The 23,468-nt window shown below is 51.4% G+C and carries 15 protein-coding genes; all 15 read left to right on the top strand.

Annotated features, from left to right (window positions below):
• Positions 1–49 precede the first annotated feature (49 nt).
• The 15 genes from C508_RS0105755 (at position 50) to C508_RS0105685 (ending at position 23,396) form a co-directional block, all read left to right on the top strand.
• The gene (locus C508_RS0105755; protein WP_018702593.1) at positions 50–3,814 is read left to right on the top strand and encodes a phosphoribosylformylglycinamidine synthase; all 3,765 of its coding nucleotides are present in this window, start codon (positions 50–52) and stop codon (positions 3,812–3,814) included.
• A 226-nt stretch (positions 3,815–4,040) separates the two neighbouring features.
• Positions 4,041–5,399: a sodium-dependent transporter gene (locus C508_RS0105750; RefSeq protein ID WP_018702592.1), complete on the top strand. Its 1,359-nt coding sequence runs from the start codon at positions 4,041–4,043 to the stop codon at positions 5,397–5,399.
• Positions 5,400–5,630: 231 nt separating this feature from the next.
• Entirely contained in the window at positions 5,631–6,524 is an 894-nt protein-coding gene (locus tag C508_RS0105745) for a DUF2156 domain-containing protein (protein ID WP_018702591.1), read from the top strand.
• A gap of 173 nt (positions 6,525–6,697) precedes the next feature.
• Positions 6,698–7,561, top strand: coding sequence for a methyl-accepting chemotaxis protein (locus C508_RS0105740; RefSeq protein WP_018702590.1), 864 nt, complete (start codon positions 6,698–6,700; stop codon positions 7,559–7,561).
• 22 nt (positions 7,562–7,583) lie between these two features.
• A complete protein-coding gene (locus C508_RS0105735) occupies positions 7,584–8,435 on the top strand; it encodes a methyl-accepting chemotaxis protein (RefSeq protein ID WP_018702589.1) in 852 nt (283 codons plus the stop codon).
• 167 nt (positions 8,436–8,602) lie between these two features.
• Positions 8,603–9,037 (top strand): YwiB family protein, encoded by a 435-nt coding sequence (locus C508_RS0105730; RefSeq protein WP_018702588.1) that lies wholly within the window; start codon positions 8,603–8,605, stop codon positions 9,035–9,037.
• Positions 9,027–10,691, top strand: a complete 1,665-nt coding sequence (gene argS, locus C508_RS0105725; protein WP_018702587.1) for an arginine--tRNA ligase — start codon at positions 9,027–9,029, stop codon at positions 10,689–10,691. The genes C508_RS0105730 and argS overlap by 11 nt, the downstream gene beginning before the upstream one ends.
• A gap of 85 nt (positions 10,692–10,776) precedes the next feature.
• Positions 10,777–12,396 carry a CTP synthase gene (locus tag C508_RS0105720; protein ID WP_018702586.1) on the top strand — a complete coding sequence of 540 codons (1,620 nt, stop codon included), beginning with the start codon at positions 10,777–10,779 and terminating at the stop codon, positions 12,394–12,396.
• A 101-nt stretch (positions 12,397–12,497) separates the two neighbouring features.
• Positions 12,498–13,415, top strand: a complete 918-nt coding sequence (gene sppA / locus C508_RS0105715) for a signal peptide peptidase SppA (protein ID WP_018702585.1) — start codon at positions 12,498–12,500, stop codon at positions 13,413–13,415.
• Positions 13,416–13,426: 11 nt separating this feature from the next.
• Entirely contained in the window at positions 13,427–15,745 is a 2,319-nt protein-coding gene (locus C508_RS0105710) for a hypothetical protein (protein WP_018702584.1), read from the top strand.
• Between the two features lie 84 nt (positions 15,746–15,829).
• Entirely contained in the window at positions 15,830–16,456 is a 627-nt protein-coding gene (locus tag C508_RS19365) for a hypothetical protein (protein ID WP_018702583.1), read from the top strand.
• A 47-nt stretch (positions 16,457–16,503) separates the two neighbouring features.
• Positions 16,504–17,145 carry a fructose-6-phosphate aldolase gene (gene fsa / locus C508_RS0105700; protein WP_018702582.1) on the top strand — a complete coding sequence of 214 codons (642 nt, stop codon included), beginning with the start codon at positions 16,504–16,506 and terminating at the stop codon, positions 17,143–17,145.
• 147 nt (positions 17,146–17,292) lie between these two features.
• Positions 17,293–18,258 (top strand): class II fructose-bisphosphatase, encoded by a 966-nt coding sequence (gene glpX, locus C508_RS0105695; RefSeq protein ID WP_018702581.1) that lies wholly within the window; start codon positions 17,293–17,295, stop codon positions 18,256–18,258.
• Between the two features lie 200 nt (positions 18,259–18,458).
• Positions 18,459–21,713: a transcription-repair coupling factor gene (gene mfd / locus C508_RS0105690; protein ID WP_018702580.1), complete on the top strand. Its 3,255-nt coding sequence runs from the start codon at positions 18,459–18,461 to the stop codon at positions 21,711–21,713.
• A gap of 78 nt (positions 21,714–21,791) precedes the next feature.
• On the top strand, positions 21,792–23,396 hold the full coding sequence (locus C508_RS0105685; RefSeq protein WP_018702579.1) for a putative polysaccharide biosynthesis protein: 1,605 nt from the start codon (positions 21,792–21,794) through the stop codon (positions 23,394–23,396).
• Positions 23,397–23,468 lie beyond the last annotated feature (72 nt).

The following is a 23,468-nucleotide window of genomic DNA, read 5'->3' as shown; positions in this document are numbered from 1 at the left end:
TTTTTTTCTTATAAAGAATACTATAATGTTCGGTTTAGGAGGCGTTTGCGTGTCGGCAGTAAAAAGAATTTTCGTTGAAAAGCGGGCAGACCATGCGGTGGAAGCAGCAGGAATTTTAGCGGATTTGCGTGAAAATCTCGGGTTATCTTCTTTGCGCAGCGTGCGCGTACTTAATCGGTATGATGCAGCCGGGTTGGGAGAGCAAGAATGGGAACAGGCGAAATCCTTGGTTTTTGCGGAACCGATGGTGGATGATGTTTATGAAGAGGTCTTGCCGGTGTGGCCGGAAACCGTTTGTTTTGCCATGGAATATCTGCCCGGGCAGTATGATCAGCGGGCTGACTCGGCGGCGCAGTGCTTGCAGCTTTTATCGGCGGGCGAACGGCCTCAAATCCGGACGGCCAAGGTGTTGGTACTAGGCGGTGCTGTAACGTCAGAAGAATTAGCGCGCATCAAAGCTTACTGCATCAACCCTGTAGAAGCGCGCGAAGCTACGCTGGAAAAACCGTCTACCCTGGAAGAAGAGCTGGTGCAGCCAGACGATGTGGCGGTGTTGTCCGGCTTTTTGGCATTAGACGAGGCTGCGATAGCGGCTTTGCATGCTGACTTAGGGCTGGCTATGAGCGCGGCGGATTTGCGCTTTTGCCAAGAATACTTTCAAACCCAGGAGAAGCGCGAACCTACCCTGACGGAAATTCGCGTGCTTGATACCTATTGGTCGGATCATTGCCGTCATACGACCTTTCATACTTGTCTGGAAGAGGTTCGTTTTGGCGAAGGTCGTTTTGGTAAACGGATTGCAGCGGTTTATGACGAGTATTTGGCGACGCGGCGGAAGGTTTACGGGGCTAAAGAGAAGGATCGCGATATCTGTTTGATGGATGTGGCGGTTTTGGGCATGAAGGAACTGCGTTTGCGGGGCTTGTTGGATGACTTGGATGCGTCTGATGAGATTAATGCCTGCAGCATTGTGGTAGATGCCGAAGTAGACGGCAAGTCCGAAGAATGGCTTGTCATGTTTAAAAATGAGACCCACAACCATCCGACGGAAATCGAACCTTTTGGCGGCGCAGCTACTTGTTTGGGCGGGGCTATTCGCGACCCTCTTTCCGGCCGTTCCTATGTATACCAAGCTATGCGGGTAACCGGCAGCGGCGACCCCAGGCGTTCCTTAGCGGATACACTGCCGGGAAAATTGTCGCAGCGTAAAATTACAACAGGCGCCGCTGCGGGATATAGCTCCTACGGTAATCAAATAGGCTTGGCTACTGGTCAAGTGGCCGAATTTTATGACGAAGGCTTTGTAGCTAAACGCATGGAAGTTGGCGCGGTAATGGCGGCAGCGCCCAAGGAAAACGTGGTTCGTGCACAGCCGCAGCCTGGAGATGTGGTAATTTTGGTAGGCGGCCGGACTGGCCGTGACGGCTGCGGCGGCGCTACCGGGTCATCGAAGGCGCATACCGAAGAGTCTTTGGCCACTTGCGGCGCGGAAGTTCAAAAAGGAAATCCGCCCACAGAACGAAAAATTCAGCGCCTGTTCCGACGCAGCGAAGTAAGCCGGATGATTAAACGGTGCAATGATTTTGGCGCTGGCGGTGTTTCTGTTGCAGTTGGCGAACTGACTGACGGCGTACGTATTGAGCTTGATCGAGTGCCTAAAAAATATGAAGGTCTTGATGGTACGGAACTAGCGATTTCGGAATCCCAGGAGCGCATGGCGGTGGTTGTTGCGGCAGAAAATGCTGCTGCTTTTCAACGTCATGCGGATGAAGAAAACTTAGAAGCAACCGTAGTAGCTACGGTTACCGATGATCGTCGCTTAACTATGTTGTGGCGTGATAAAGCGATTGTATCCTTAAGCCGCGATTTTCTGGATACTGCTGGGGTCAAGCAGTCAACTAAGGCTTTTGTGTCGGAGCCTGCGGAGGCTTCCTTATTTGGAACTGCGGCGGTGGCCGATTGGCGCGAGGCCTGGCTGAATTTGCTGAACGAGCTGAATGTGTGCAGTCAGAAGGGGCTTGTGGAACGTTTTGACAGTACCATTGGCGCTGCAAGCGTACTGATGCCTTTAGGAGGCAAACACCAGTTGACTCCTGCCGAAGGCATGGCGGCTAAACTGCCGGTTTTGCAGGGAGAAACGACAACAGCCACGGTTATGACCTTCGGTTACCACCCGGCGATTGGCAGTTGGAGTCCATTCCATGGCGCTCTGTATGCGGTGGTGGAGTCTGTGGCGAAAGTAGTGGCCATGGGCGGTGAGTGGCGGCGTATTCGTTTGTCCTTCCAAGAGTATTTCGAGCGCTTAGGGGCGGACCCGCAGCGTTGGGGCAAGCCTTTGGCGGCGCTGTTGGGCGCTTTTGAAGCGCAGGTGAAATTGGGGCTGCCGGCGATAGGCGGCAAAGACAGCATGTCCGGTTCTTTCCAAGAACTGAATGTGCCGCCGACGTTAATTTCCTTTGCTGTATCTATGGCGAATGCCGCGAAGATAGTATCGCCGGAGTTTAAAGAAGCAGGCAGTAAGTTGGTATGGCTTCCTATAGCAAGGGATGCGGAAGAAATTCCTGATTTTAGCAATATGGCCGTTGTGTATGACCGCGTTGGAGAATTGACGGCCAAGGGGCTTGTTAAAGCCGCTTCGGCGGTTCGTTATGGAGGTATTGCCGCTGCAGTCAGCCGCATGAGTTTTGGCAATGCTCTAGGAGTGCGTTTTGGTGCTGAGGTGGAGCCTGCAGGGTTGTTTGCGCCGGAATACGGCAGCTTGCTGCTTGAAGTGGCGGCTGATCTAAATGTGGCGGAGGCTCTTGCCGGCTGCCGCGTGGTAGAATTGGGAACGGTAACGGCGGAGCCGGAATTTGAGCTGCAAGGGCGGAGCCTGCGTCTTGAGGAAGCTCAAGCTGCATGGGAAGCGCCGCTAGAGAAGGTATTTCCTACCAAAGCATCTGTTCCAGTTGGGACGCCTGCAGGCAGCCTGGGAGCGGCGAAAGAGCGGCGGCGCAGTTCGCTGCATTTGGCGAAACCTCGCGTGCTTATTCCCGTTTTCCCGGGAAGCAATTGTGAGTACGATACTGCTAGAGCGTTTGAAAAAGCGGGCGCAGTAGCGCAAACGCTGGTGATTCGCAATTTGACGTCGGCAGCGGTGGAAGAATCGGTGCAAGCCTTTGCGGCGGCGTTAAAGCAGTCCAATATTTTGATGCTCCCCGGCGGTTTCAGCGCCGGAGACGAACCGGACGGTTCCGGTAAGTTTATTGCAACAATGCTGCGCAATCCGGTTTTGAGCGAAGGAGTGACAGAGCTGCTGCAGAAACGAGACGGCTTGGTGTTGGGAATCTGCAATGGCTTCCAGGCGCTAATCAAACTGGGGCTGTTGCCTTTTGGAGAAATACGGCCTTTAGATGCTTCTTGTCCTACATTGACCTTTAACTCTCTGGGCCGGCATATTTCTTGTCTGGCTCGCACGCGCGTTACTAACAATCGTTCCCCATGGTTGGCGTTGACGGAAAGCGGTGATGAGCATATTGTGGCGATGTCTCATGGCGAAGGACGTTTTTATGCTTCGCCGCAGTGGTTGAAAACGCTGCATGCCGCTGGACAAGTGGCCACGCAGTACGTAGATTTGACGGGTCAGCCTACGCATGCGTTGCCGCATAACCCGAACGGATCCTTGGATGCAATTGAAGGCATCACAAGCCCGGATGGTCGGGTATTGGGTAAAATGGGCCATTCTGAGCGAATTGGGAAGAATGTTTTCAGTAATGTGCCTGGGGCGAAAGACCAGCATATTTTCGAAGCTGGTGTAGCCTATTTTGCAAAATAGGAAGTGTAATGTTGTAAATTGACAACATAGGCAACTTTTGCTAGGATGGACAAGGCTGTTTGGTGTGCGCGCCAGACGGCCTTGTCTCTTTTTTTATATGGCTGCTCTGTGTGACTTGTGAAAGAGAATAATTGCGATTGTTTTGACAATATACGATAATACAAGTAAGAGGCAGGCAGCGCAGACACAAAACGGATATTTAAATTTGAGGAAGGAAGTGAGGTAAATGAACGGACAAAGAGAAACCTTTTCTTCCGGCTTAGCCGTCTTTTTTGCAACCCTTGGATCGGCTGTCGGCTTAGGAAATATTTGGAAATTCCCGTACTTGGTGGGGGAATTTGGCGGCGGTGCATTCTTGGCGGTGTATTTGCTATGTGTGGCTTTTATCGGTTTGCCTGTGATGTGGACGGAATTTTACGTGGGGCGTAAAGCTCGTAAAAATCCTGTCGGGGCAATGAACATGTTGGCTCCCGGCACTGCTTGGAAACATGTGGGTACCATGGGGGTAGCGTCAGCATATTTGATCATGTTTTTTTATAGCTGCGTAGCTGGCTGGGTATATTATTATTTATTCAAAGCGATCCAGGGTGATTTTATTGGCATAACTATGGAAGCGGCTAAGGCTGAATTTGGAGCCGTCGTAGTCGGGCCATTATCCCCTGTGTTGTGGCAGCTTATCGTTTTGGTAGTCGTGTCCGGTATTATTGCTTTCGGTGTGCAAAAAGGGATTGAACGTATGACCAAGACCTTGATGCCGTTATTATTTGTTCTAATTTTAATTTGTGATTTTCGAGCGCTAACGCTACCGGGGGCTGGAGCTGGAGTGGATTTCCTTTTCCAGATTGATTTTAGCAAACTGAGTGGTGCGGCGATTTTGACGGCGATGGGCTTGGCTTTTTTTAAACTGTCTTTGGGCATGGGGACGATGACAACCTATGCCAGCTATTTTACGGCGGATAATAATTTGTTTCGTACAGGCGCCAAGGTAGCCGTATCGGATACGTTGGTTTCCTTATTGGCTGGCTTGGCGGTGTTTCCAACTGTGTTTTCCTTTGGCTTAGAGCCTGGCGCTGGACCAGGGCTGCTGTTTATGACGATTCCGTTAGTTTTTTCGCAAATTCCTTTTGGAAATTTACTTCTTGTGGCCTTTTTTTTCCTAGCGTCGATTGCCGCCACTACGGCGATGCTGTCTTTGGTAGAGGTTCCTACCGCCTGGATGAGTGAAGAATATGGCTTTGATCGTAAAAAAGCGGCGGCGTTGAACGCGTTGATTATTTTTTGCATTGGCGTTTTGGCTACTCTTTCTGTAGATAAGGCTAGCCTTTTAGGAAGTTATACCTGGATGGGAAGAGGCTTTTTTGATTGGTTCGACTATCTTTCCTCTAATATTATGCTGCCTTTGGGAGGCTTGTTTTTTGTTATTTTTGTGCGGCGTCATCTTTCCTGGGAGGAACTGCGCCGTGAGTTTTCGAATGGCGGAACTCTGCCTTTAGGGGGCATGTTTACTTTTTATTGGTTTAGCGTGCGGTATGTGACGCCAGTGCTGCTTGGTTTGATTTTTCTGCACTCTGTAGGTGTTTTGTAAAGCAAAGCGTGAAATTTGCACATGGCACAAAGAGAGCCGGGGCTGGACGAGCGGACTTAAGTTCGCGCTTTCAGTCCTGGCTTTCTTCTTGGAAGAGAATGGCTCTGATTTGTTGTCTGAATTATAAGGAAGTTGCGTCTATAAGCGTCTTTGTTGTCAGTGCCTCCAAGCGTAGTGTATACTGTGAGTAGATTTTGGAATCAAGTGGTTTTGATACAAGGAGAGATCCTAATGTTACAATTTCGTGAGATCCTATTAGACGATAAGGAAACGTTTCAAACGTATTTTCAGCAGCGCCGTTATGAAAATGCGCATTTTAATTTTACGAATCTCTTTATGTGGCGCAACGTATGCCGCATTCGCTGGGCGGAAGCCGGGGGAGCATTATTTTTGCGCGCAGAGTGGGACGGGGAGTCCTTTGTATTGCCGCCTATCTGTCGTGATGAGGTAATGCCGGCCGCTATGGGAGAATTATTGGCTTTTTGCGAAGAAACAGGACATCCGCTTATTATTAGAGGAATCGAAGCATCGCTGCTGCCAGTGGTAGAAGCGGCAAAGCCTGGATTCTTTAATTTGACGGCGGACCGGGATAATTTTGACTATATTTATGAGCAGACGTCGTTGGCGACATTGTCGGGACGTCGTTATCACGGCAAAAAGAATCATTTGAACCAGTTTTTGAAAAACAATTCCGGATACGAGTATGTGCCGTTGACGCCGGAATTGGTGGACGCCTGTGAAGAATTTACTGATCGCTGGTGTGCGCAGAAGGGCTGTGAAAAAGGGGATTCCATTGATTGCGAGCGCCAGGCTATTCACGACGGATTGCGCAATATGGATCGCCTTGGGTTCGTGGGCGGAGTTATTTTGCTTAACGGACAAGTAGAGGCTTACTCTTTCGGTGAGAAGATCAATGAAGATACAGCTGTCATTCATGTGGAAAAGGCGAATGGAGAAATTCGCGGCCTTTATGCAGCGATCAATTGGGAGTTTTGTCGCCAAGCCTGGGAAGGCGTGACGTTTATCAATCGTGAAGAAGATATGGGCGAAGAGGGCCTTCGGAAGGCCAAAGAATCCTATCATCCAGTCGTGTTGTTAGAGAAATACGTGGCGACGCCTAAATAATGTGTAAAAGCGTTTGGAAGCAGAATTTGCAGCCAAACGCTTTTCTTTTTTATGTTGATTCTTGAGGCAGGAAAAGAGAAGAACGATGTGGAAATGTAATGCGGACTATATATGTAATTTTATTAATATAGAGAATATATAGTATTGCAGGAAAGAAAGAGGAGAGAACAGGCATGAGTAATTTTCACATCGAGACGTCGCTGGCCCAGGAGTTAGTTTCTTTTGTAAAGGGTAAAACCGGCTATGACATGATTATCTGCAATGATTCGGGCGCTATTATCGCGGATACTTTTGGCGGCGCTCGCGTTGGAAAGGTGCATGCCGGCGCGCAAAAGATCGTGCAAGGGTTGGCTCATGAGTATGCGGTGACAGCGCAGGAGGCTGCCGCCAATGCCAATGTGAAGGAAGGATATAGTTGCTTGATCGAGGTGGAAGGAGAGCGAGTTGGCACTTTTGGCATTACAGGGCCGATCGATGTGGTGAAACCTCTGACGTTGGTAGCAGCGACAATTGTAGGCTATCGAGTGAGGGAAACCTTTCGGCGCAATGAGGCGGAGCGCATGGCTAAGCGCGTTTCCGACGATATTCACCAGGCGGTGGCTGCCATTGAAGAAATATCCGCCTCTTCCCAGGAATTGGCTTCGACAACAGAAAATGTGGTGCAGCTGTCGCAAGAATCCATGGATAAGGTGAAAAACACGGCGAAAATTCTGGATATGAGTCGGGCCATTGCGACGGAAACAAAACTGTTATCTTTGAACGCATCCATCGAAGCGGCGCGGGCTGGCGAGGTGGGGCGCGGCTTTGCCGTGGTGGCTCAGGAAATGCAGAAGCTGGCGCAAAATAGCGCCGAAGCGACGGAGCAGATTAACGGAATCCTGGGTGATATTCAAAGCGCGTTGAATCGGGTGATTGCCGGTGTCGATCAATCCGCAGGCATTTCCGGGGAGCAGGCGAAAGCTATGCAGGACATCAGCAATATGGTGGAAACAATGCAAAGCTCCACGGTGGCCTTAGCGTCTTTGTACGATAAGTAATTCAAATTCAGGGGGCGGAACAATGGCTAAATTAGAAATTTCACGAGAAATGGCGCAAGAATTGACGGATTTTGTTTATGGCGCTACCGGCTGTCATACGATTGTGTGCGGCGAAGGCGGCGTTATTATCGGCGATTCAGCCAAAAATCGCTATGGTATGGTCCATGACGGGGCCAGGAGAATGATGCTCGGTGAAATTGACGAGTTCTTTGTGACTGCCGAGCAGGCTGCGCAGGGAAAGATGAAAGAAGGCCAAAATTATCCCATCGTTTTTGACGGTGCGCGAGTAGGCAGCTTTGGCGTGGCTGGCGAACTTACGATTGCACGGCCCATTGCCAAGGTGGTGGCGGCGCTTTTTGGAACGAGGCTTCGGCAGCAACAGCAGATCCAGATGATTGAAACTATGTCGGGGCAGGTGTCGGCGCAGGCGCAGCAAGCGGCGGCGGCAGTAGAGGAGATTTCCGCTTCTTCCCAGGAATTGGCGGCGACGACGGAAAAAGTGTCGCGGCTGGCTGAGAATGCAGTGGAGCGGGTGAAGGAGACAGCCCATATTCTAGATATGAGCCGGGCCATTGCCAGCGAGACGAAATTGTTATCTCTTAACGCCTCTATTGAAGCGGCGCGTGCAGGCGAAGTGGGCAGAGGATTTGCCGTAGTGGCGCAGGAAATGCAAAAATTGGCTCAAAACAGCGCCGAGGCGACAGAAACAATCAATAAAATTTTGGCGGAAATACGCAAAGCCAATGAGGATGTCATCGGCGGTGTTCATCAATCTGCTGAAATTTCCGGCGAACAAGCGAAGGCGATGGAAGAAATTGTACATATGGTAGAAGCTATGCAAGATACCAGTCAAAAACTAAAGGACGTGTTTTGAAAGCAGCATAAGAAAAACCGGCGCAAGCCGGTTTTTCTTATGGGAAGAGTTGCCGCTTTCGCGCAGTTATTTTTCTTGTCTGCAGGCTTGGCAAAAAAGGAGCACTTCGAGTATAATAGATTATTATGGTGTGATGCATGTGGTCCTATTTTTGGAGGAGACTCACGATGAAACGAGTTTTTGTTACTGTCACAGGGCGCCAAAAAGATGTATACGACCAAGAACAATGTCAGGAAATGACGGTTGCAGGCACGTATTATCGGCGCAACGGGGTCGATTATATTTCCTACCGGGAACGGGAGGAAGACGGCTTGGGACAAACGACAACCTTGTTAAAGATATATGAAGATCGAACGATTTTGGTGCGGCGCGGCGATGTGGAGCAGGAACAGGAGTTCCGTCGCGGCGAGCGTACGGAAAGCGGCTATGTTACGCCGTACGGCAACTTGTCTTTAGGCATTATGACCAAGGAATACTCATGGTCTTTTGGACCGGCAAGCGGTGCGGTAGACATTATTTACGATTTGGAAATCGATGGACAATGGCAAAGTACGAATCAATTGTCTGTCGTGATACGGGAGGAGCAAATTTGTGGACATTAAGACAAGCCTAGAGAACGCCATTCGGGAAGCGGCTACAGCGGCTATTAACGCTGGCGACTTTCAGGCGGAGACATTGCCGGAGGTACTGCTGGAGGTGCCGCCGCAAAAAGAATTTGGAGATTATGCTACGAATTTTGCCATGCAGACAGCGCGAGCGGCGCGCATGAATCCGCGTAAAGTGGCCGAGGCACTGGTGAAGTATCTGCAGCGTCCCTGGTTGGAGCGCTGCGAGATTGCCGGTCCCGGTTTTATTAATTTTTATCTGCGGCCGGAATGGGTGCATGACTTGTTAGCGGGCATTTTGGCGCAAGGAGATTCTTACGGCTGTACGCAAACCGGCAACGGTCAGAAGATCCAAGTGGAGTTTGTCAGCGCCAATCCGACAGGCTTATTGCATGTAGGACATGGACGGGGCGCCGCTTTCGGCAGCGCCTTGGTTAATGTGCTGCGCACAGCGGGCTACGATGTACAGGCGGAATACTATATCAATGATGCAGGAAACCAGATTGACAATTTGGCGGCGTCCGTCAACGCTCGTTACCTGGAATTACTGGGGCAGGAGGTAGTTTTTCCTGAGGCGGGCTATCGCGGCGAGGATATTATCACTACGGCGCAAGGCTTGCTTGATCGCGACGGCGACAAATATTTGTCCTGGAGTGAAGAAGAGCGGGTAGCTCACTTTAAAGAAGTGGCGTTAGCGGAAAAATTAGCGATTCTAAAGGAACACTTGGCCGCTTTTAATGTGCATTTTGACGTGTGGTTCAGCGAACGCACCCTGCATCAGAGCGGGGCTGTGGATGAGGCCTGCGCCATCTTGAAGGAAAAAGGCCAGGCTTATGAAAAAGAAGGCGCTTTGTGGTTGAAGTCCACGGCTTATGGGGATGACAAGGATCGCGTTATTATTCGTGATAATGGCGTGCCTACGTATTTGGCGGCGGATATCGCTTATCACCGCAATAAAGCGGAACGAGGCTTCGATAAAATCATCAATATTTGGGGTGCCGACCATCACGGCTACATCTGTCGGGTTAAGGCATCCATGGCGGCCCTTGGTTATGAAGCGGAACGCTTGGAAGTCTTGATTTTGCAGATGGTTAGTTTGTATCGAGACGGTCAATTGGTGAAGATGTCGAAGCGGACCGGTCAAAGCGTGACTTTGGACGAGCTGATGGAGGAAGTCGGTCGGGATGCGGCGCGTTATTTCTTTATTATGCGCTCCATTGACAGTCAGCTGGATTTTGACATTGATTTGGCGCGGTCCCGGTCTAACGAAAACCCTGTTTATTATGTACAATACGCTCATGCGCGGATTTCTAGTATTTTCCGGCAAACCGCTGAGGCCGGGATTGTGATGGGTGAACTTGACGCCTTGCCGTTGCAGGCTTTGTGCGAGGAAGCGGAGATTGAACTGATTAAAAAACTGGGAGATTTCCCGGAAGAAATTGATCAGGCGGCTCGGGAACGGGCGCCGCACCGCATTGCTCGCTATGTGCATGAGGCGGCAAGTCTGTTTCATACCTTTTATAACCAGTGCCGTATTATTGGCGCAGAGCCAGAGCTGCAGCAAGCTCGTTTGGGCTTGGTTACCGCAACGCAGCAGGTGCTGCGGCGCGCTTTGGGCATTCTTGGCGTAGATGCGCCTGAAAAAATGTAAGGAAAATTGGTTTTCCGGCTGGCGGAGTGCCAGCGTGCGTGCTATAATGGAGGACAGTTTTTAGAACGAGTAGGAGGATACCAGCATGGCCAAATTCATCTTTGTTACCGGTGGGGTCGTCTCATCCCTGGGGAAAGGCATCACCGCTGCATCCTTAGGGCGTTTGCTGAAGAGTCGCGGCTTGAAGGTGACCATTCAGAAATTCGATCCGTATATCAACATCGACCCTGGCACAATGAGCCCGTATCAGCATGGGGAAGTGTTCGTCACCGAAGATGGAGGCGAAACCGATCTGGATCTCGGTCACTATGAGCGTTTTATTGATATTAATTTGAGCAAGAGCTCCAATGTTACTGCTGGCAAAGTGTATTTGTCGGTGATTAACAAAGAGCGCAAAGGCGATTATCTGGGCAGCACAGTGCAGGTAATTCCGCACATTACGAATGAAATCAAAGAACGTGTCTATCGTGTTGGACGCGAGGATAACGCGGACGTGGTCATTACGGAAATTGGCGGCACGGTTGGCGATATTGAAAGCCTGCCTTTTTTGGAAGCCATTCGACAGGTGAAAAAAGAAGTAGGCCGTGACGAAGTTTTGTATATTCATGTGACGCTGGTGCCGTATATTTCGGCGGCAGGCGAACTGAAGACCAAACCGACGCAGCATAGTGTTAAGGAGCTGCGCAGCATCGGCATTCACCCGGATATTATTGTTTGCCGTACCGAACATGAAATTTCTCAAGATATGAAAGATAAACTGGCGCTGTTCTGTGATATTGACGTTAACGCCGTTATTCAAAATCGCAATGCGGCTAGCATTTATCAGGTACCTCTCATGATGCATGAAGAGGGCCTTGACCGTATCGTCATGGAAAAACTTAAGCTGCAAGCCGGCGAGGCGGACCTGACGGAATGGACGGCTATGGTGGAAAAAATCATGAATCCCACGCAAAAGGTGACGATTGCGATGGTAGGCAAATATGTAGCGTTGCAGGATGCGTATATGAGCGTTTCCGAAGCGTTGCGTCATGCCGGTATTGCAAATTCGGCGGCCATAGATATTCGCTGGGTTAACGCCGAGGAAATTGAAGCTCCCGGTACGGATCTCTCCGAAGTCTTTGTTGGTGTTGACGGCATTTTAGTGCCCGGCGGCTTTGGGGATCGCGGCGTAGAAGGCAAGATTGAAGCCATTCGCTATGCGCGTGAAAACAAAATTCCTTATTTTGGATTGTGTCTGGGCATGCAAACGGCCGTAATCGAGTTTGCCCGCAATGTAATGGGCTTTGTTGGCGCTCACAGTACGGAGTTTGCGCCGGAAACGCCCTATCCGGTTATTGATTTGATGCCGGATCAAGTGGATGTCGAACAAAAAGGCGGGACGATGCGTTTGGGCGTATATCCTTGCAAGGTCATGGAAAATACTCTGACTCAAACGGCCTACCAAGAAGAATTGATTTATGAACGTCATCGTCATCGTTTTGAATTTAACAATGCGTATCGCGAGCAATTGACACAAGGCGGTCTGATTTTGGGAGGCACGCTGCCCAACGGCCGACTGGTAGAAATTGTAGAATTGAGCCAGAATGTGCATCCGTGGTTTGTGGCAACTCAGTTCCATCCGGAATTTAAATCCCGCCCGACCAATCCGCATCCGTTGTTCCGGGATTTTGTAAAAGCCGCTGTAAAATATCAAGCCGGCAAATAAGATTGAGCCGCCCTTCGGGGCGGCTTTTGGCATTGCAGCAGGAAATTGGCGTCGTTGCGCGAAATGTTGAGAACAACGCTGGTTGAGAAGGGGAGAACTATATGAAGAAGAAACGTTGGTTGCTAGTTTTGCTTGCAATCGTAATTCTTGCGGGCTGGTGGAAATGGTATCCGGCCAAAACGGAGCCCCAAATTGCGGTGATTCATGTAGAAGGCGTCATTTTGGGCGGACGGGGCCAAAGCGGCCTATGGGGAGAAAACGGCGGCGTTGACGGCATTATTCGTCAACTGCATGAAGCTCGCGACGATGAAGCGGTTAAAGCGATTATCTTGCGTATTAACAGCCCGGGAGGCAGCGCTACAGCCTCTCAGGAATTGGGAGAAGAAATCTTAAAGGTTCGAGCCGCCGGCAAGCCGGTGGTATCTTCTATGGGGGATATAGCGGCGTCCGGCGGCTACTGGCTGGCGGCATGTACGGAACGGGTATACGCTAATCCGTCAACGATCACCGGCAGTATCGGCGTATATATGCCTTATGCAAATTGGGAAGAACTGTATCAGAAAATCGGGATTCGTAATGAACGCATTCAAAGCGGGCCGCATAAGGACATTCTTTCGCCGGACCGGGCGATGACGGCAACGGAAAAAGCGTTGCTGCAGGCTATGGTGAACGATATGTACGAGCAGTTTGTCACAGTAGTATCTGAGGGTAGAAAGCTGTCCCCGGAACAGGTTCGCTTGTTGGCGGACGGGCGTATTTACACTGGACGCCAAGCCTTAGCTAGCGGCTTGGTGGACGAAATGGGCAATTTATATGATGCCATTGATGGCACGGTCGATAAGTTAGGTCTGGCGGAGCGCCCGGTGATTCGAGAAATGGGGCAAACGTCTCCGTGGGAGGCTGTTTTTGGCAGAACCACGGTAAGCAGTTTAGTGCAGCAAGCCGTTTGGCAGACTTTGGGGTCGGCTCCTAAGGCCTCTCCGGTGTTGGCTCCCATGGCATTGCCGGCTGCCTACTAAGGAGGCGGGAGATGAAGCGTAAAAGTTTGCTGGCAGGGATTGCTTTGGTAGGGGTTTTGGCCGGCTGCGGTCTTAAGATACCTGCGACAGTGGCGCCCTTGCAGGTGCAAAGCGGTGAAGTCACTGGCAGTGTTAGTGAGAATGGCGATGGCAATTTGGTTCGCTTGGTGCAGGGGGGCGGGCTGGAAGGAACTAGTGGCGTGGATATTGCCGCCGGAGGGAGCGGCATGGTTCGTTACTATCTGGAGGCTGGAGCTGCCCCGGAATTGGTGGCGGACAGTCGCTTTCTTTGGCGCTCGACGCAAGGAACGGGGAGACTGCTTTTGGAAGAGTTGGCTCCGGACGGGAAAGTGAGGCGCAGCGTGGGCTGGGTTTATACTGGACCGTGGCCTGCGGCTACCAATGAACAGCGTTGGGTAGACGCTCGTTATCGCAGCAACTATGAAGCGAACTGGGTAGAGTCTCGTTATAGCGTACAGCGCCTTTGGAATGAATTTTTTCCAAGCCAGCCGCTTAATGCAGCTCATCGCTACCGATGGGTGCTGGAAGTCGGCGAGGGCCAGCATGTGTTGGTGAGTCGTTTTTCGCTGGCGGCGCAGCCGGTGACCGCGGTGACGGTTGCTGCTCCGCAAACGCTCGCGGTGCGTCAAGGAGAAGAGGTTCATTGGCGGACACGGTTGCAATATAGCGGCTCACAGCCGGAAGTGGAATTTACTGCGGCTGTATCGGAGCCGCAAGGATACGGCGTGACTGTGCAAGGAGATCGAGTGCGACATGTGCGTCTGACGCCAGGACAGACCATTGAATTGGATTGGGTTTTGGAGGGCCGTCGGGCCGAACGTGTTAATTTTGGCAAACCTTGGCGGCTGCAGTTGTCCCTTAATGGGGAAGAAAAAGCGCAGACGGCGGTTTCCGTGGCCCCAACCAGGCCGGGAAGCGTGTATTATGTGATGACGGAAGATCTAGAGCCGATAGACGGCGCTGGCTATGCCAAGGCGTGGGGCAATCAGGATGGTTGGCTCAATCCGGAAGAATACCAAGTGCAGATGGTGCAGAAAGCGGAGACACTTAACGCCATTGCAGAGCGCCATGGCGCTTTCTGGACTCATTATATCGCTTGGCCTGCAGTAGCGGCAGCGCAGTGGGCGCAAAGCCAATCGCCGACCAAGCAATGGCAGGAAGTTGTGGCTAATATTGAGCATTCTGTACGTCGAGAAAGCGCCAAAGGGCATGAATATGGCGTACATATGCACACTGACTATGATCCCTATATACCTGGAAATGTACTGTCGTACTATGCAGCAGTTGACGGTCTTTGGGCCAATCATTTGCGGCATGGCTGGGCGCATTCGTTGGGGAGTTTTGGGGACTTTGGAGACCGCGGCAGCCGGCTGGGCAGTTTGTATGCATATCAGCGGATTGTGGATGAGTTGGCCGCCGACTCGCCCCAGGGGCAGTTGTTGACGGCAAGGGCGGGCTCGTTTGACTTTGGCGCCAGCAGCGAGTCCCAAGGCATGAGCAGTGAAGTGTTTCGACGCTTGGGACTGTGGGGGTCCAGTGATGCTGCGGGTAATATTGGACGCGAAACCGCAGCGCCCTATGGCGGCGAATTGTATTGGGCGGCAAAAACGGATATTGGCCGTGCGGCCCGCGATACCAGCGAAGCTGGAGTGGTGGAGCTGCGGCCAACACCCCAGCAGCCTATTTTTTACGATCAGCAAACGGCTGCCGTGATGAACGCGAAAGCGGATGCGGGCATGGAGGCGTTTGTTAGTAATGGCGCTGTTGTTCCTGGAGTGCATGGCATTATTGGGTTTACCCATGCGATGTTCATGCAAGGAGATGGAGACTGGCGCAGCTTATCAGGCGGTCAATTCGCCGCCCTTGACGCACATCTGGCGTATTTAAAGCAGCGGTATGTGCAGCAGGGGTTGCTGCGTTTTGGGACAGCCAGTCAACTGGTGCGCGCTTTTTTAGACGAAGAAAAACTGGAAGCGACGGCGCTGTATGGCAAGCGCCTGGAGCACGGCTGGCTGAGCAGCCGTTATGAAATAGAACTGCTGGGGCGCGATTTGTCGGTTTCGGCGGAGCGTCATCAGGCTGTCAGCGTCAAAATCCCATTATATCTTCGTGAACAAGCTTTTCGAGCGGAAGTGCGCAAAAATGGCGAGGTCATAGCGGCGACTTGGAATTTGCCTAACGCCGATAATTCAATTGCTTTCGTTTGGGACGACCCGCAAGCAACCTATACCTTGACTGTGTACCATCAAGCATGGCTGCGCAGAGGGGTAGCCGCTTTGCGGCTGTTAAGAGGCTTTTCCAGGGGGTGACGGGGGCCTTATTTCAAAAGCATGTATGTTCGGGCAGGATTTTTTTCTCCATTGGCGAACCTATTAATAAAAGGAGGAGTGGAGATGGTTGCTCGGACCTGGACTTCGTTGGCGTTATTTTGTCAACGATGCGGCAAACTAGAGCTGCATGAGTTGTCTCGATTTTCCTTGCGTCATGAACGGCGGCAGTTGTATTGCCATTGCGGTCAATGGCAAGGGGAAATTGTAGCTGCATCGCATAGTCAGCCATTGTTGCGCCTGCCATGTCTGTTATGCCAACAGGACCACCTTCTTTGTTTCACTCCGCAGCAGTTTTGGCAGGTCGAAATACATCGTCTCTATTGTCCGAACCATACGCTGGAATTAGGTTTGATTGGTCAACCTGATTTGTTGCGAGAGCAGCAACTTCGTCATCGGCAGGTTTGCCAAGGGTTGCAGCGAGAAGAAGATGAAGAAGCGATAGAGGACCCGCAAGTTCTTTTGGAAGTATTGAATATGGTTCATGACTTGGCGGCGCAAGGGGAAATTTCTTGCGCCTGCCGCCAACTGCAATTAGCGGCGGAAGTGCTCGATAGCGGCATATTGTTGTCTTGCCGCTCTTGCGGCGCTAAACACTTGGTTCCCGCTCGCGACGAACGGGATTTGACCCAGGCCGCTCAGATGCGAGGAATCGAGCTGTATTCGGCTTCTTATGCGTATTTCCATTCTTAACTGGCGCTTGCCGCTAGGAGGATGAAGCGAATAGAGGAGGAATGGCGATGAAGCTGTTTTTGGACACTGCCAATGTGGAGGAAATCCGTGCGGCGGCGGAATGGGGCGTTATTGACGGCGTAACCACAAATCCTTCGTTAATTGTCAAAGAAGGACGGGATTTAAATACGGTTTTGCAAGAGATTGCTGAAATTGTTCCCGGCCCTGTCAACGGCGAAGTTATCGCGACAGATTGGGAAGGCATGGTGCAAGAAGGACGCGCCTTGGCAAAGCTATTTTCCAGCCTGGTCGTGAAAATTCCTATGACGCCGGAAGGCTTAAAAGCGGTTAAACAGCTTTCTGCCGAAGGTATTGAAACTAATGTGACCTTGGTGTTTTCCGCCAACCAGGCTTTGCTTGCGGCTAAAGCCGGTGCGCGTTATGTCAGCCCGTTTGTAGGGCGTTTGGATGACATCGGTTATGATGGAATGGCATTAGTACAAGAGATTGTGCAGATTTATGAACTCCACGGTTTTACTACTGAAGTTATTGCCGCTAGCATTCGCCATCCTTTGCATGTGACACAGGCGGCCTTGGCAGGAGCGCATATCGCAACGATTCCTTACAAGGTGCTGCAAGGCATGACGAAGCATCCGCTGACAGATAAAGGATTGGCAGCGTTTCTTGCCGATTGGAATAAAGCAAAGTAGTTACAGCGCTCAGGGCCAGTCATTATGACGGCCCTGTTCTCATGGGCCTAGGGAGCCGGTGGCGCATCGGCTCCCTAGGGGAGTTATAAGAGCAATTTTCCGTAAGTTGGTTTGAATAAAGAAAAAAACAGGAGGTTTTCAGACAAAATGGATCGTGAGTTATCGTTAGAATTTGTACGGGTTACAGAAGCGGCGGCGATTGCCTGCGGGCGACTGATGGGCAAAGGGGACAAAATTGCTGCGGATCAGGCGGCGGTGGATGCTATGCGGACGATGTTTGACTCAGTCAACATCAGCGGCACGGTTGTCATTGGCGAAGGGGAAATGGATGAAGCGCCAATGTTGTATATTGGCGAGAAAGTTGGCGCCGGCGGTATGGGGGTAGACATTGCCGTTGACCCGCTGGAAGGGACCAACTTGGTGGCGAAAGGGATGCCTGGCGCTATTGCGGTGCTGGCGGTTGCTCCGCAAGGCGGATTGCTGCATGCGCCTGATATGTACATGGATAAAATTGCGGTCGGACCTAAGGCGGCCGGTAAAATTCACATCGATGCTCCGGTTAAAGAAAATCTGAAAGCCGTTGCTTCCGCCTTGTCGCGGAAGGTTGAAGATTTGACGGTTGTTATTTTGGATCGCGATCGTCACAGCCGCTTGATTAAGGATGTGCGTGACGCTGGGGCGCGAATCAAGCTGATTACCGATGGCGACGTATCTCCAGTTATCAATGTTGGCATCGAAGGCTCCGGCATTCATATGCTGGTAGGCTCTGGCGGCGCGCCGGAAGGCGTTATTGCGGCGGCGGCCCTTAAATGCCTGGGCGGAGATATGCAAGGCCGTCTGCTTCCTTCAGACGACTGTGAAATAGCGCGGGCGAAGAAAATGGGCATTGGCGACATTAACAAAGTACTGACCATTGACGACTTGGTGCATGGCGAGGATGCGATTTTTGCAGCTACAGCCATTACACAAGGGGATATGCTGAACCCGGTGCATTATTTTGGCGGTGGCGTGCGGACGCACTCCATTGTAATGCGCTATAAATCGGGAACGGTTCGTTTTGTTGACGCTATTCATAAGCTAGATCGGAAAAGCATGATTTTTAAGCGGACCTGATTAGGGAAAATAAAGAAATTTCGGCGGACCGGGGCGGCGTAAGCCGCCCTTTTGCTATTTAAAAATATGCGAGCTAGTCCATTACTTGCAAGACTGCGTAAAGGTTTTGAAAGCTGGGGCAGGAGCTTGCAAAAACCAAGAAGCCTGCTATGCTATAAGATAGCTAGTGCAAATGATAGGTTTCATAGGAGATATATACAATGAGGGAATTACTTTCGTTAGTGAAGGCCGATGCCGCTTGCGCCGAAGCCATACGCCTAACGCATAAGCCTGGCAGGGCTGCTTGGGTCTATGGTTTGACGGGCAGTCAAAAACCATTTCTGTTGGCGGCTTCCTTGACGGAGAAAATGCAGTCCATAGTAGTGGTTGCGGCGGATGACGCCCACTTGGAGGAGTATCGCCGCGAAATCGCTTTATGGCTGCCTGAAATAACGATATATGAGCTGCCGGCATTGCCGGAAGTTTCCTTTGCGCTTACGGCGCGCAGCCGGGAGAGATCAGCAATCCGCATGGAGTCGTTAAGCGCTTTGGCGAGGGGCGAAGCCGCCTTATTCCTGACAACAATCGAAGCGGTTGCGCAGGGGGTTTGCTCGCGCCAAGAATTGCTGGATCGACGTCTGACTTTAAAAAATGGCGCTGCTTGGGATCGGCAAAAACTACTGTCGGAACTGGTTCGCTGCGGTTATGAACGGGTTGATGCCGTCGACAGTCGAGGGCAATTTAGCGTACGCGGCGGTGTTGTTGATGTTTTTCCATTGCAGCTGCCAGTGGCCGTGCGCCTTGAATTCTTTGATGATGAAATTGATTTGTTGCGTTCCTTTGACCCGGAAACGCAGCGCTCCCTAGACCGCTTGGAACAGGTGGATATTCTGCCTGTGCAGGAAGAAGCGCAGGGAGTACAGTGCTTATTATCGTATGCTCAAGAAGGCGCAGTTGTTTTTGATGATCCGGCACGGCTGCGAGACGCGGCGCAAGCATTGCTGGAAGAATACCCAGCGGCGCTGTCTTGGGGGAAAATTGTAGAAGCAAGCCGCCCGCAAGCGGTGCAATTTTGGTCGTTGATGCTGCAAAAAGTAGCGCATACGGAAGCACAGGATATTATTAGTATTGCCGCTAAAGGCGTAATGCCCTTTCACGGCCAATTTGAGCTTTTAGCGCAGGAACTAAGAGCCCAGGAAGCGCGGGGGGCGGTGACCGTACTCTTAGCGGGCAGCGAAGAGCGATTAGAAGCATTACAACAGGAATTGGCCGCTCGCGAGGTCGGAGTATCAAGAAAAGCGGATTCCGGCAGTGTACGCCTGCTTCTTGGAGAAATCAGCGCCGGATTTGAATGGGTCCAAGCTAAAGTAGTCGTTTTTGCGGGGCAAGATGTACTAGGGCGTCATAAAAGAAAACAACGTCGCGCCAAATCGCAAGGGGAAAAAATCCGTTATTTTCGGGATATACGGGTTGGGGATTATGTGGTTCACGCCAGCCACGGCATTGGACGTTACGCTGGCGTGGAAACCTTGGACATAGGGGGCGTACGCAAAGATTATTTGCTTATTCGTTACACTGGTGACGATAAACTGTATTTGCCTACAGACCAAGTTGGACTTCTGCAAAAGTATATTGGCCAAGACGGAGAAGCGCCTAAGCTTAGTCGCATGGGCGGTAAGGATTGGCAGCGGGTGCGCAGCCGGACGCAGGCGGCGGTGGCTGACTTGGCCCAAGAGCTGGTGGCGTTGTATGCGGCTCGCCAGGAGGAGGCTGGCTTTGCATTTGAGGCGGATACGCCGTGGCAAAGAGAATTTGAAGAATCCTTTCCTTATGAGGAGACGCCGGATCAATTGCAGGCGCTGGAGGAAATTAAAGCGGATATGGAACGGCCCCGGCCGATGGACCGACTTCTTTGCGGCGATGTGGGCTTTGGCAAGACCGAAGTGGCGGTGCGTGCAGCATTTAAAGCGGTAATGAGCGGCAAGCAAGTTGCCATGCTGGTGCCGACTACGGTGCTGGCGCAGCAGCATTACCAGACATTGAGCTCCCGCTTTGCCGGCTTTGGCGTCGCTACCGGCGTTGTCAGCCGATTTCGCAGCGCCAGGGAGATTCGCAAAACCTTGGAGGATGTGGCTGCGGGCAAAGTGGATGTGTTGGTAGGAACCCATCGTATGTTGACAAGCGACGTGCGCTTTAAGGATTTGGGTCTACTTATTATTGACGAGGAACAGCGCTTTGGGGTGGCGCAAAAAGAAAAAATAAAGCAATGGCGCAGTCAGGTAGATGTGCTGTCATTGAGCGCTACGCCCATTCCGCGTACTTTGCATATGTCTCTTGTGGGCGTGCGTGATATGAGTATTATTGAAACGCCTCCGGAGGATAGGTTGCCGGTGGAAACCTATGTGGCGGAATATCATGAGGAGATTGCCGTAGAAGCCATTAGCCGGGAGTTGCGTCGCGGAGGCCAAGTATATGTCGTGCATAACCGGATTCAGGGCATTGAACGGCTAGCTTTGCGTTTAGGAGAATTGTTTCCGCAAGCTGGCGTACGCGTGGCGCATGGTCAAATGGCGGAGGAACAGTTGGAACAAGTCATGATGGACTTTTACGAAGGCGAAGAAGATATTTTGGTTTGCACCAGCATTATTGAAAGCGGATTGGATGTGCCGAACGCCAACACTATTTTGGTATATGACGCAGATCGTTTAGGTTTGTCTCAGCTGTATCAAATGCGGGGGCGGGTAGGGCGGTCCAGCCGAACTGCTTTTGCATATTTTACCTATCGCAAGGACAAGGTTCTGACAGAAGTGGCGGAAAAACGGCTGCAGGCGATTAAAGAATTTACCGAGCTGGGCGCGGGCTTCAAGATTGCCATGCGCGATTTGGAAATACGCGGCGCCGGCAGTCTTTTAGGACCGCAACAGCATGGACATATCGTCAGCGTTGGTTTTGAAATGTATTGCCGTTTACTGGATGAAGCAGTGCAGGAACTGCGCACAGGCGAAAAGCCGAAGCAGGAAGTGGAGCCGCTGCTGGACATAAAGGTGGATGCCTATCTGCCGGAAGAATATGTGGGCGACGCCATGCAGAAAATGGAATTGTATCAGCGCATTGCCGGAATTCGGCGCGACGAGGAGGTAGAAGAGCTTTTGGATGAGCTCCTTGACCGGTTTGGCGAACCGCCGCAGGCGGTGCTGCGATTGTTGGCGGTAGCTAAATTGAAAAATCGGGTGCGCCGGTTAGGGATTCGCAGCGTTGTGCAAAAGCAGGAAGGGTATGAAGTGGCCTTTCAAGAGCCTTTGCAATTTGCGCCGGAGCATATCATGGCCCTTAAAGCGGGGCTGCCTTCCCGGGTTGCCTTCTTTCCGGGCAGCGCCGGGGGGCTGCGTCTGAAAACAACAAATTTGCCGCAGGAAAAGGCGGAGGCGTTGCTGTTTAAGAGTATGCAATGTCTGGAAGAAGGGACGCTAGCTTGAAAACCGTCTTTCGAGGTAGGAATGCCCAAGGTTTTCTGATATAATTAAAATTGCATTTTCTTGAGAGGATGGGCTTGGGTGAGTAGTAAAGACACCTTTTTGCGTGGCGCCTTGATTTTAACCGTTGCAGGAATTGTAGTTAAACTCATTGGCTCTGTGAATCGTATCTTATTGTCCCGCTTGTTGGGCGGTGAGGGAATTGGCTTGTATCAAATGGCCTATCCCATTTATTTGTTGGCATTGAGCGTTTCATCCGCCGGGATTCCTGTGGCTATTTCCATTTTGGTGGCGGAACGTGTTGCCTTATCGGACTATCGGGGCGCTAACCGTGTGTTTCGTATTTCCCTAGCGCTGTTGACCTTTACGGGCGTCTTGTTTACCATTTTGCTGTACACAGGGGCAGGTTGGCTGATAGAGGAGCAGTTTGTACGAGATCCTCGGGCCTATTACGCCTTGGCGGCCTTAGCTCCGGCTATCTTTTTCGTGACGGTTCTTTCCAGCTATCGCGGCTATTTTCAGGGCTTGCAAATGATGACGCCTACGGCGGTTTCGCAGATATTTGAGCAACTGCTGCGGGTAATTACCATGATTGCGCTGGCTTTCATGCTGTTGCCGTACGGCTTGGAATATGCTGCAGCCGGCGCTAGCTTTGGAGCTGGGCCGGGAGCGATGGCCGGTTTAGCGGTGCTTATTTTCTTTTATATGCGTCAACGTTCGCAGTTTAAAGAAAAAATGGCGACCCAGCCGGATTTGCCGCCGCAGTCAAGTTGGCGGATTATCAGCCGAATTGTAAAGTTGGCGTTGCCAGTTTCACTGGCTAATATCATGCTGCCGGTGGTTTCTAGCATCGACTTGTTTATTGTGCCCGCCCGACTGGAAGTGGCTGGGTATACTGTTGCTGAGGCGACGGAGCTTTTTGGCTATTTGACGGGCATGGCTGTGGCGCTGATTAACTTGCCGACGATTTTGACGGCTTCTTTGGCGGTAGGATTGGTGCCGGCTATTTCAGAGGCCTTTACCTTGGGACGCAAGGAGCGGATTTACAATCGTACGGCGACAGCTATGCGGATTGCCAATCTGATTACCATTCCTAGTTTTGCCGGCATGTGTCTCTTGGCTACGCCGATTTCACAAATGCTTTACGGAACTCCGAATGCAGGAGTTTGCATTGCTATTTTGTCTTTTGGTATTGTTTTACTAGGAATTCATCAAGTTACAACTGGCGTGTTGCAGGGGTTAGGACATACGACCATTCCTTTAGTGAACATGGTGGCTTCGGCTGTTGTCAAAATCGGCATGAGTTGGTATTTGACAGCGATGCCCGATTTAGGCATTAAAGGGGCGGCCTGGGCGACGAACGTCGATTTTGGCGTGGCGGCGCTGTTGAATATGTATTTTGTGCATCGGTATGTCGGCTTTAGTCTTGACTGGGGGCATACGCTGCGGACGGTGGCGTCAGCCGCTGTGATGGGCATTGTAGTTGTCTTTTCTTTTGAAGGTTTGTTTCAGATGCTGCATAGCAATACCTTGGCTACGCTGGGGGCTATTTTATTAGGAGCCACGGTTTACTTTGCATCTATGCTTGTTGTTGGCGGCGTGACTGCCCAAGAAGTGGAGAAAATTCCCCGTGTAGGCGCTAAGTTGGCTGCGTCTCTGCAGCGCATGGGCCTGTTGCGTCGTTAGAAGCTAAGGGAAGAAGAGAATCTAATCTCCGGCCAAGGGGCTGCTCCGCAGTTGCTGTGGCTGTTGAGGAGG

This window comes from Anaeromusa acidaminophila DSM 3853 (assembly GCF_000374545.1).
Lineage (GTDB): Bacteria > Bacillota > Negativicutes > Anaeromusales > Anaeromusaceae > Anaeromusa > Anaeromusa acidaminophila.
This window is presented reverse-complemented; position numbering and strand designations above follow the sequence as displayed.

What these genes read in the sequence shown, in the direction of transcription:
- C508_RS0105750 (WP_018702592.1), top strand. Translation starts at nt 4,041, where the DNA reads ATGAACGGACAAAGAGAAACCTTTTCTTCCGGCTTAGCCGTCTTTTTT.
- C508_RS0105745 (WP_018702591.1), top strand. Translation starts at nt 5,631, where the DNA reads ATGTTACAATTTCGTGAGATCCTATTAGACGATAAGGAAACGTTTCAA.
- C508_RS0105740 (WP_018702590.1), top strand. Translation starts at nt 6,698, where the DNA reads ATGAGTAATTTTCACATCGAGACGTCGCTGGCCCAGGAGTTAGTTTCT.
- C508_RS0105735 (WP_018702589.1), top strand. Translation starts at nt 7,584, where the DNA reads ATGGCTAAATTAGAAATTTCACGAGAAATGGCGCAAGAATTGACGGAT.
- C508_RS0105730 (WP_018702588.1), top strand. Translation starts at nt 8,603, where the DNA reads ATGAAACGAGTTTTTGTTACTGTCACAGGGCGCCAAAAAGATGTATAC.
- C508_RS0105720 (WP_018702586.1), top strand. Translation starts at nt 10,777, where the DNA reads ATGGCCAAATTCATCTTTGTTACCGGTGGGGTCGTCTCATCCCTGGGG.
- sppA (WP_018702585.1), top strand. Translation starts at nt 12,498, where the DNA reads ATGAAGAAGAAACGTTGGTTGCTAGTTTTGCTTGCAATCGTAATTCTT.
- C508_RS0105710 (WP_018702584.1), top strand. Translation starts at nt 13,427, where the DNA reads ATGAAGCGTAAAAGTTTGCTGGCAGGGATTGCTTTGGTAGGGGTTTTG.
- C508_RS19365 (WP_018702583.1), top strand. Translation starts at nt 15,830, where the DNA reads ATGGTTGCTCGGACCTGGACTTCGTTGGCGTTATTTTGTCAACGATGC.
- fsa (WP_018702582.1), top strand. Translation starts at nt 16,504, where the DNA reads ATGAAGCTGTTTTTGGACACTGCCAATGTGGAGGAAATCCGTGCGGCG.
- glpX (WP_018702581.1), top strand. Translation starts at nt 17,293, where the DNA reads ATGGATCGTGAGTTATCGTTAGAATTTGTACGGGTTACAGAAGCGGCG.
- mfd (WP_018702580.1), top strand. Translation starts at nt 18,459, where the DNA reads ATGAGGGAATTACTTTCGTTAGTGAAGGCCGATGCCGCTTGCGCCGAA.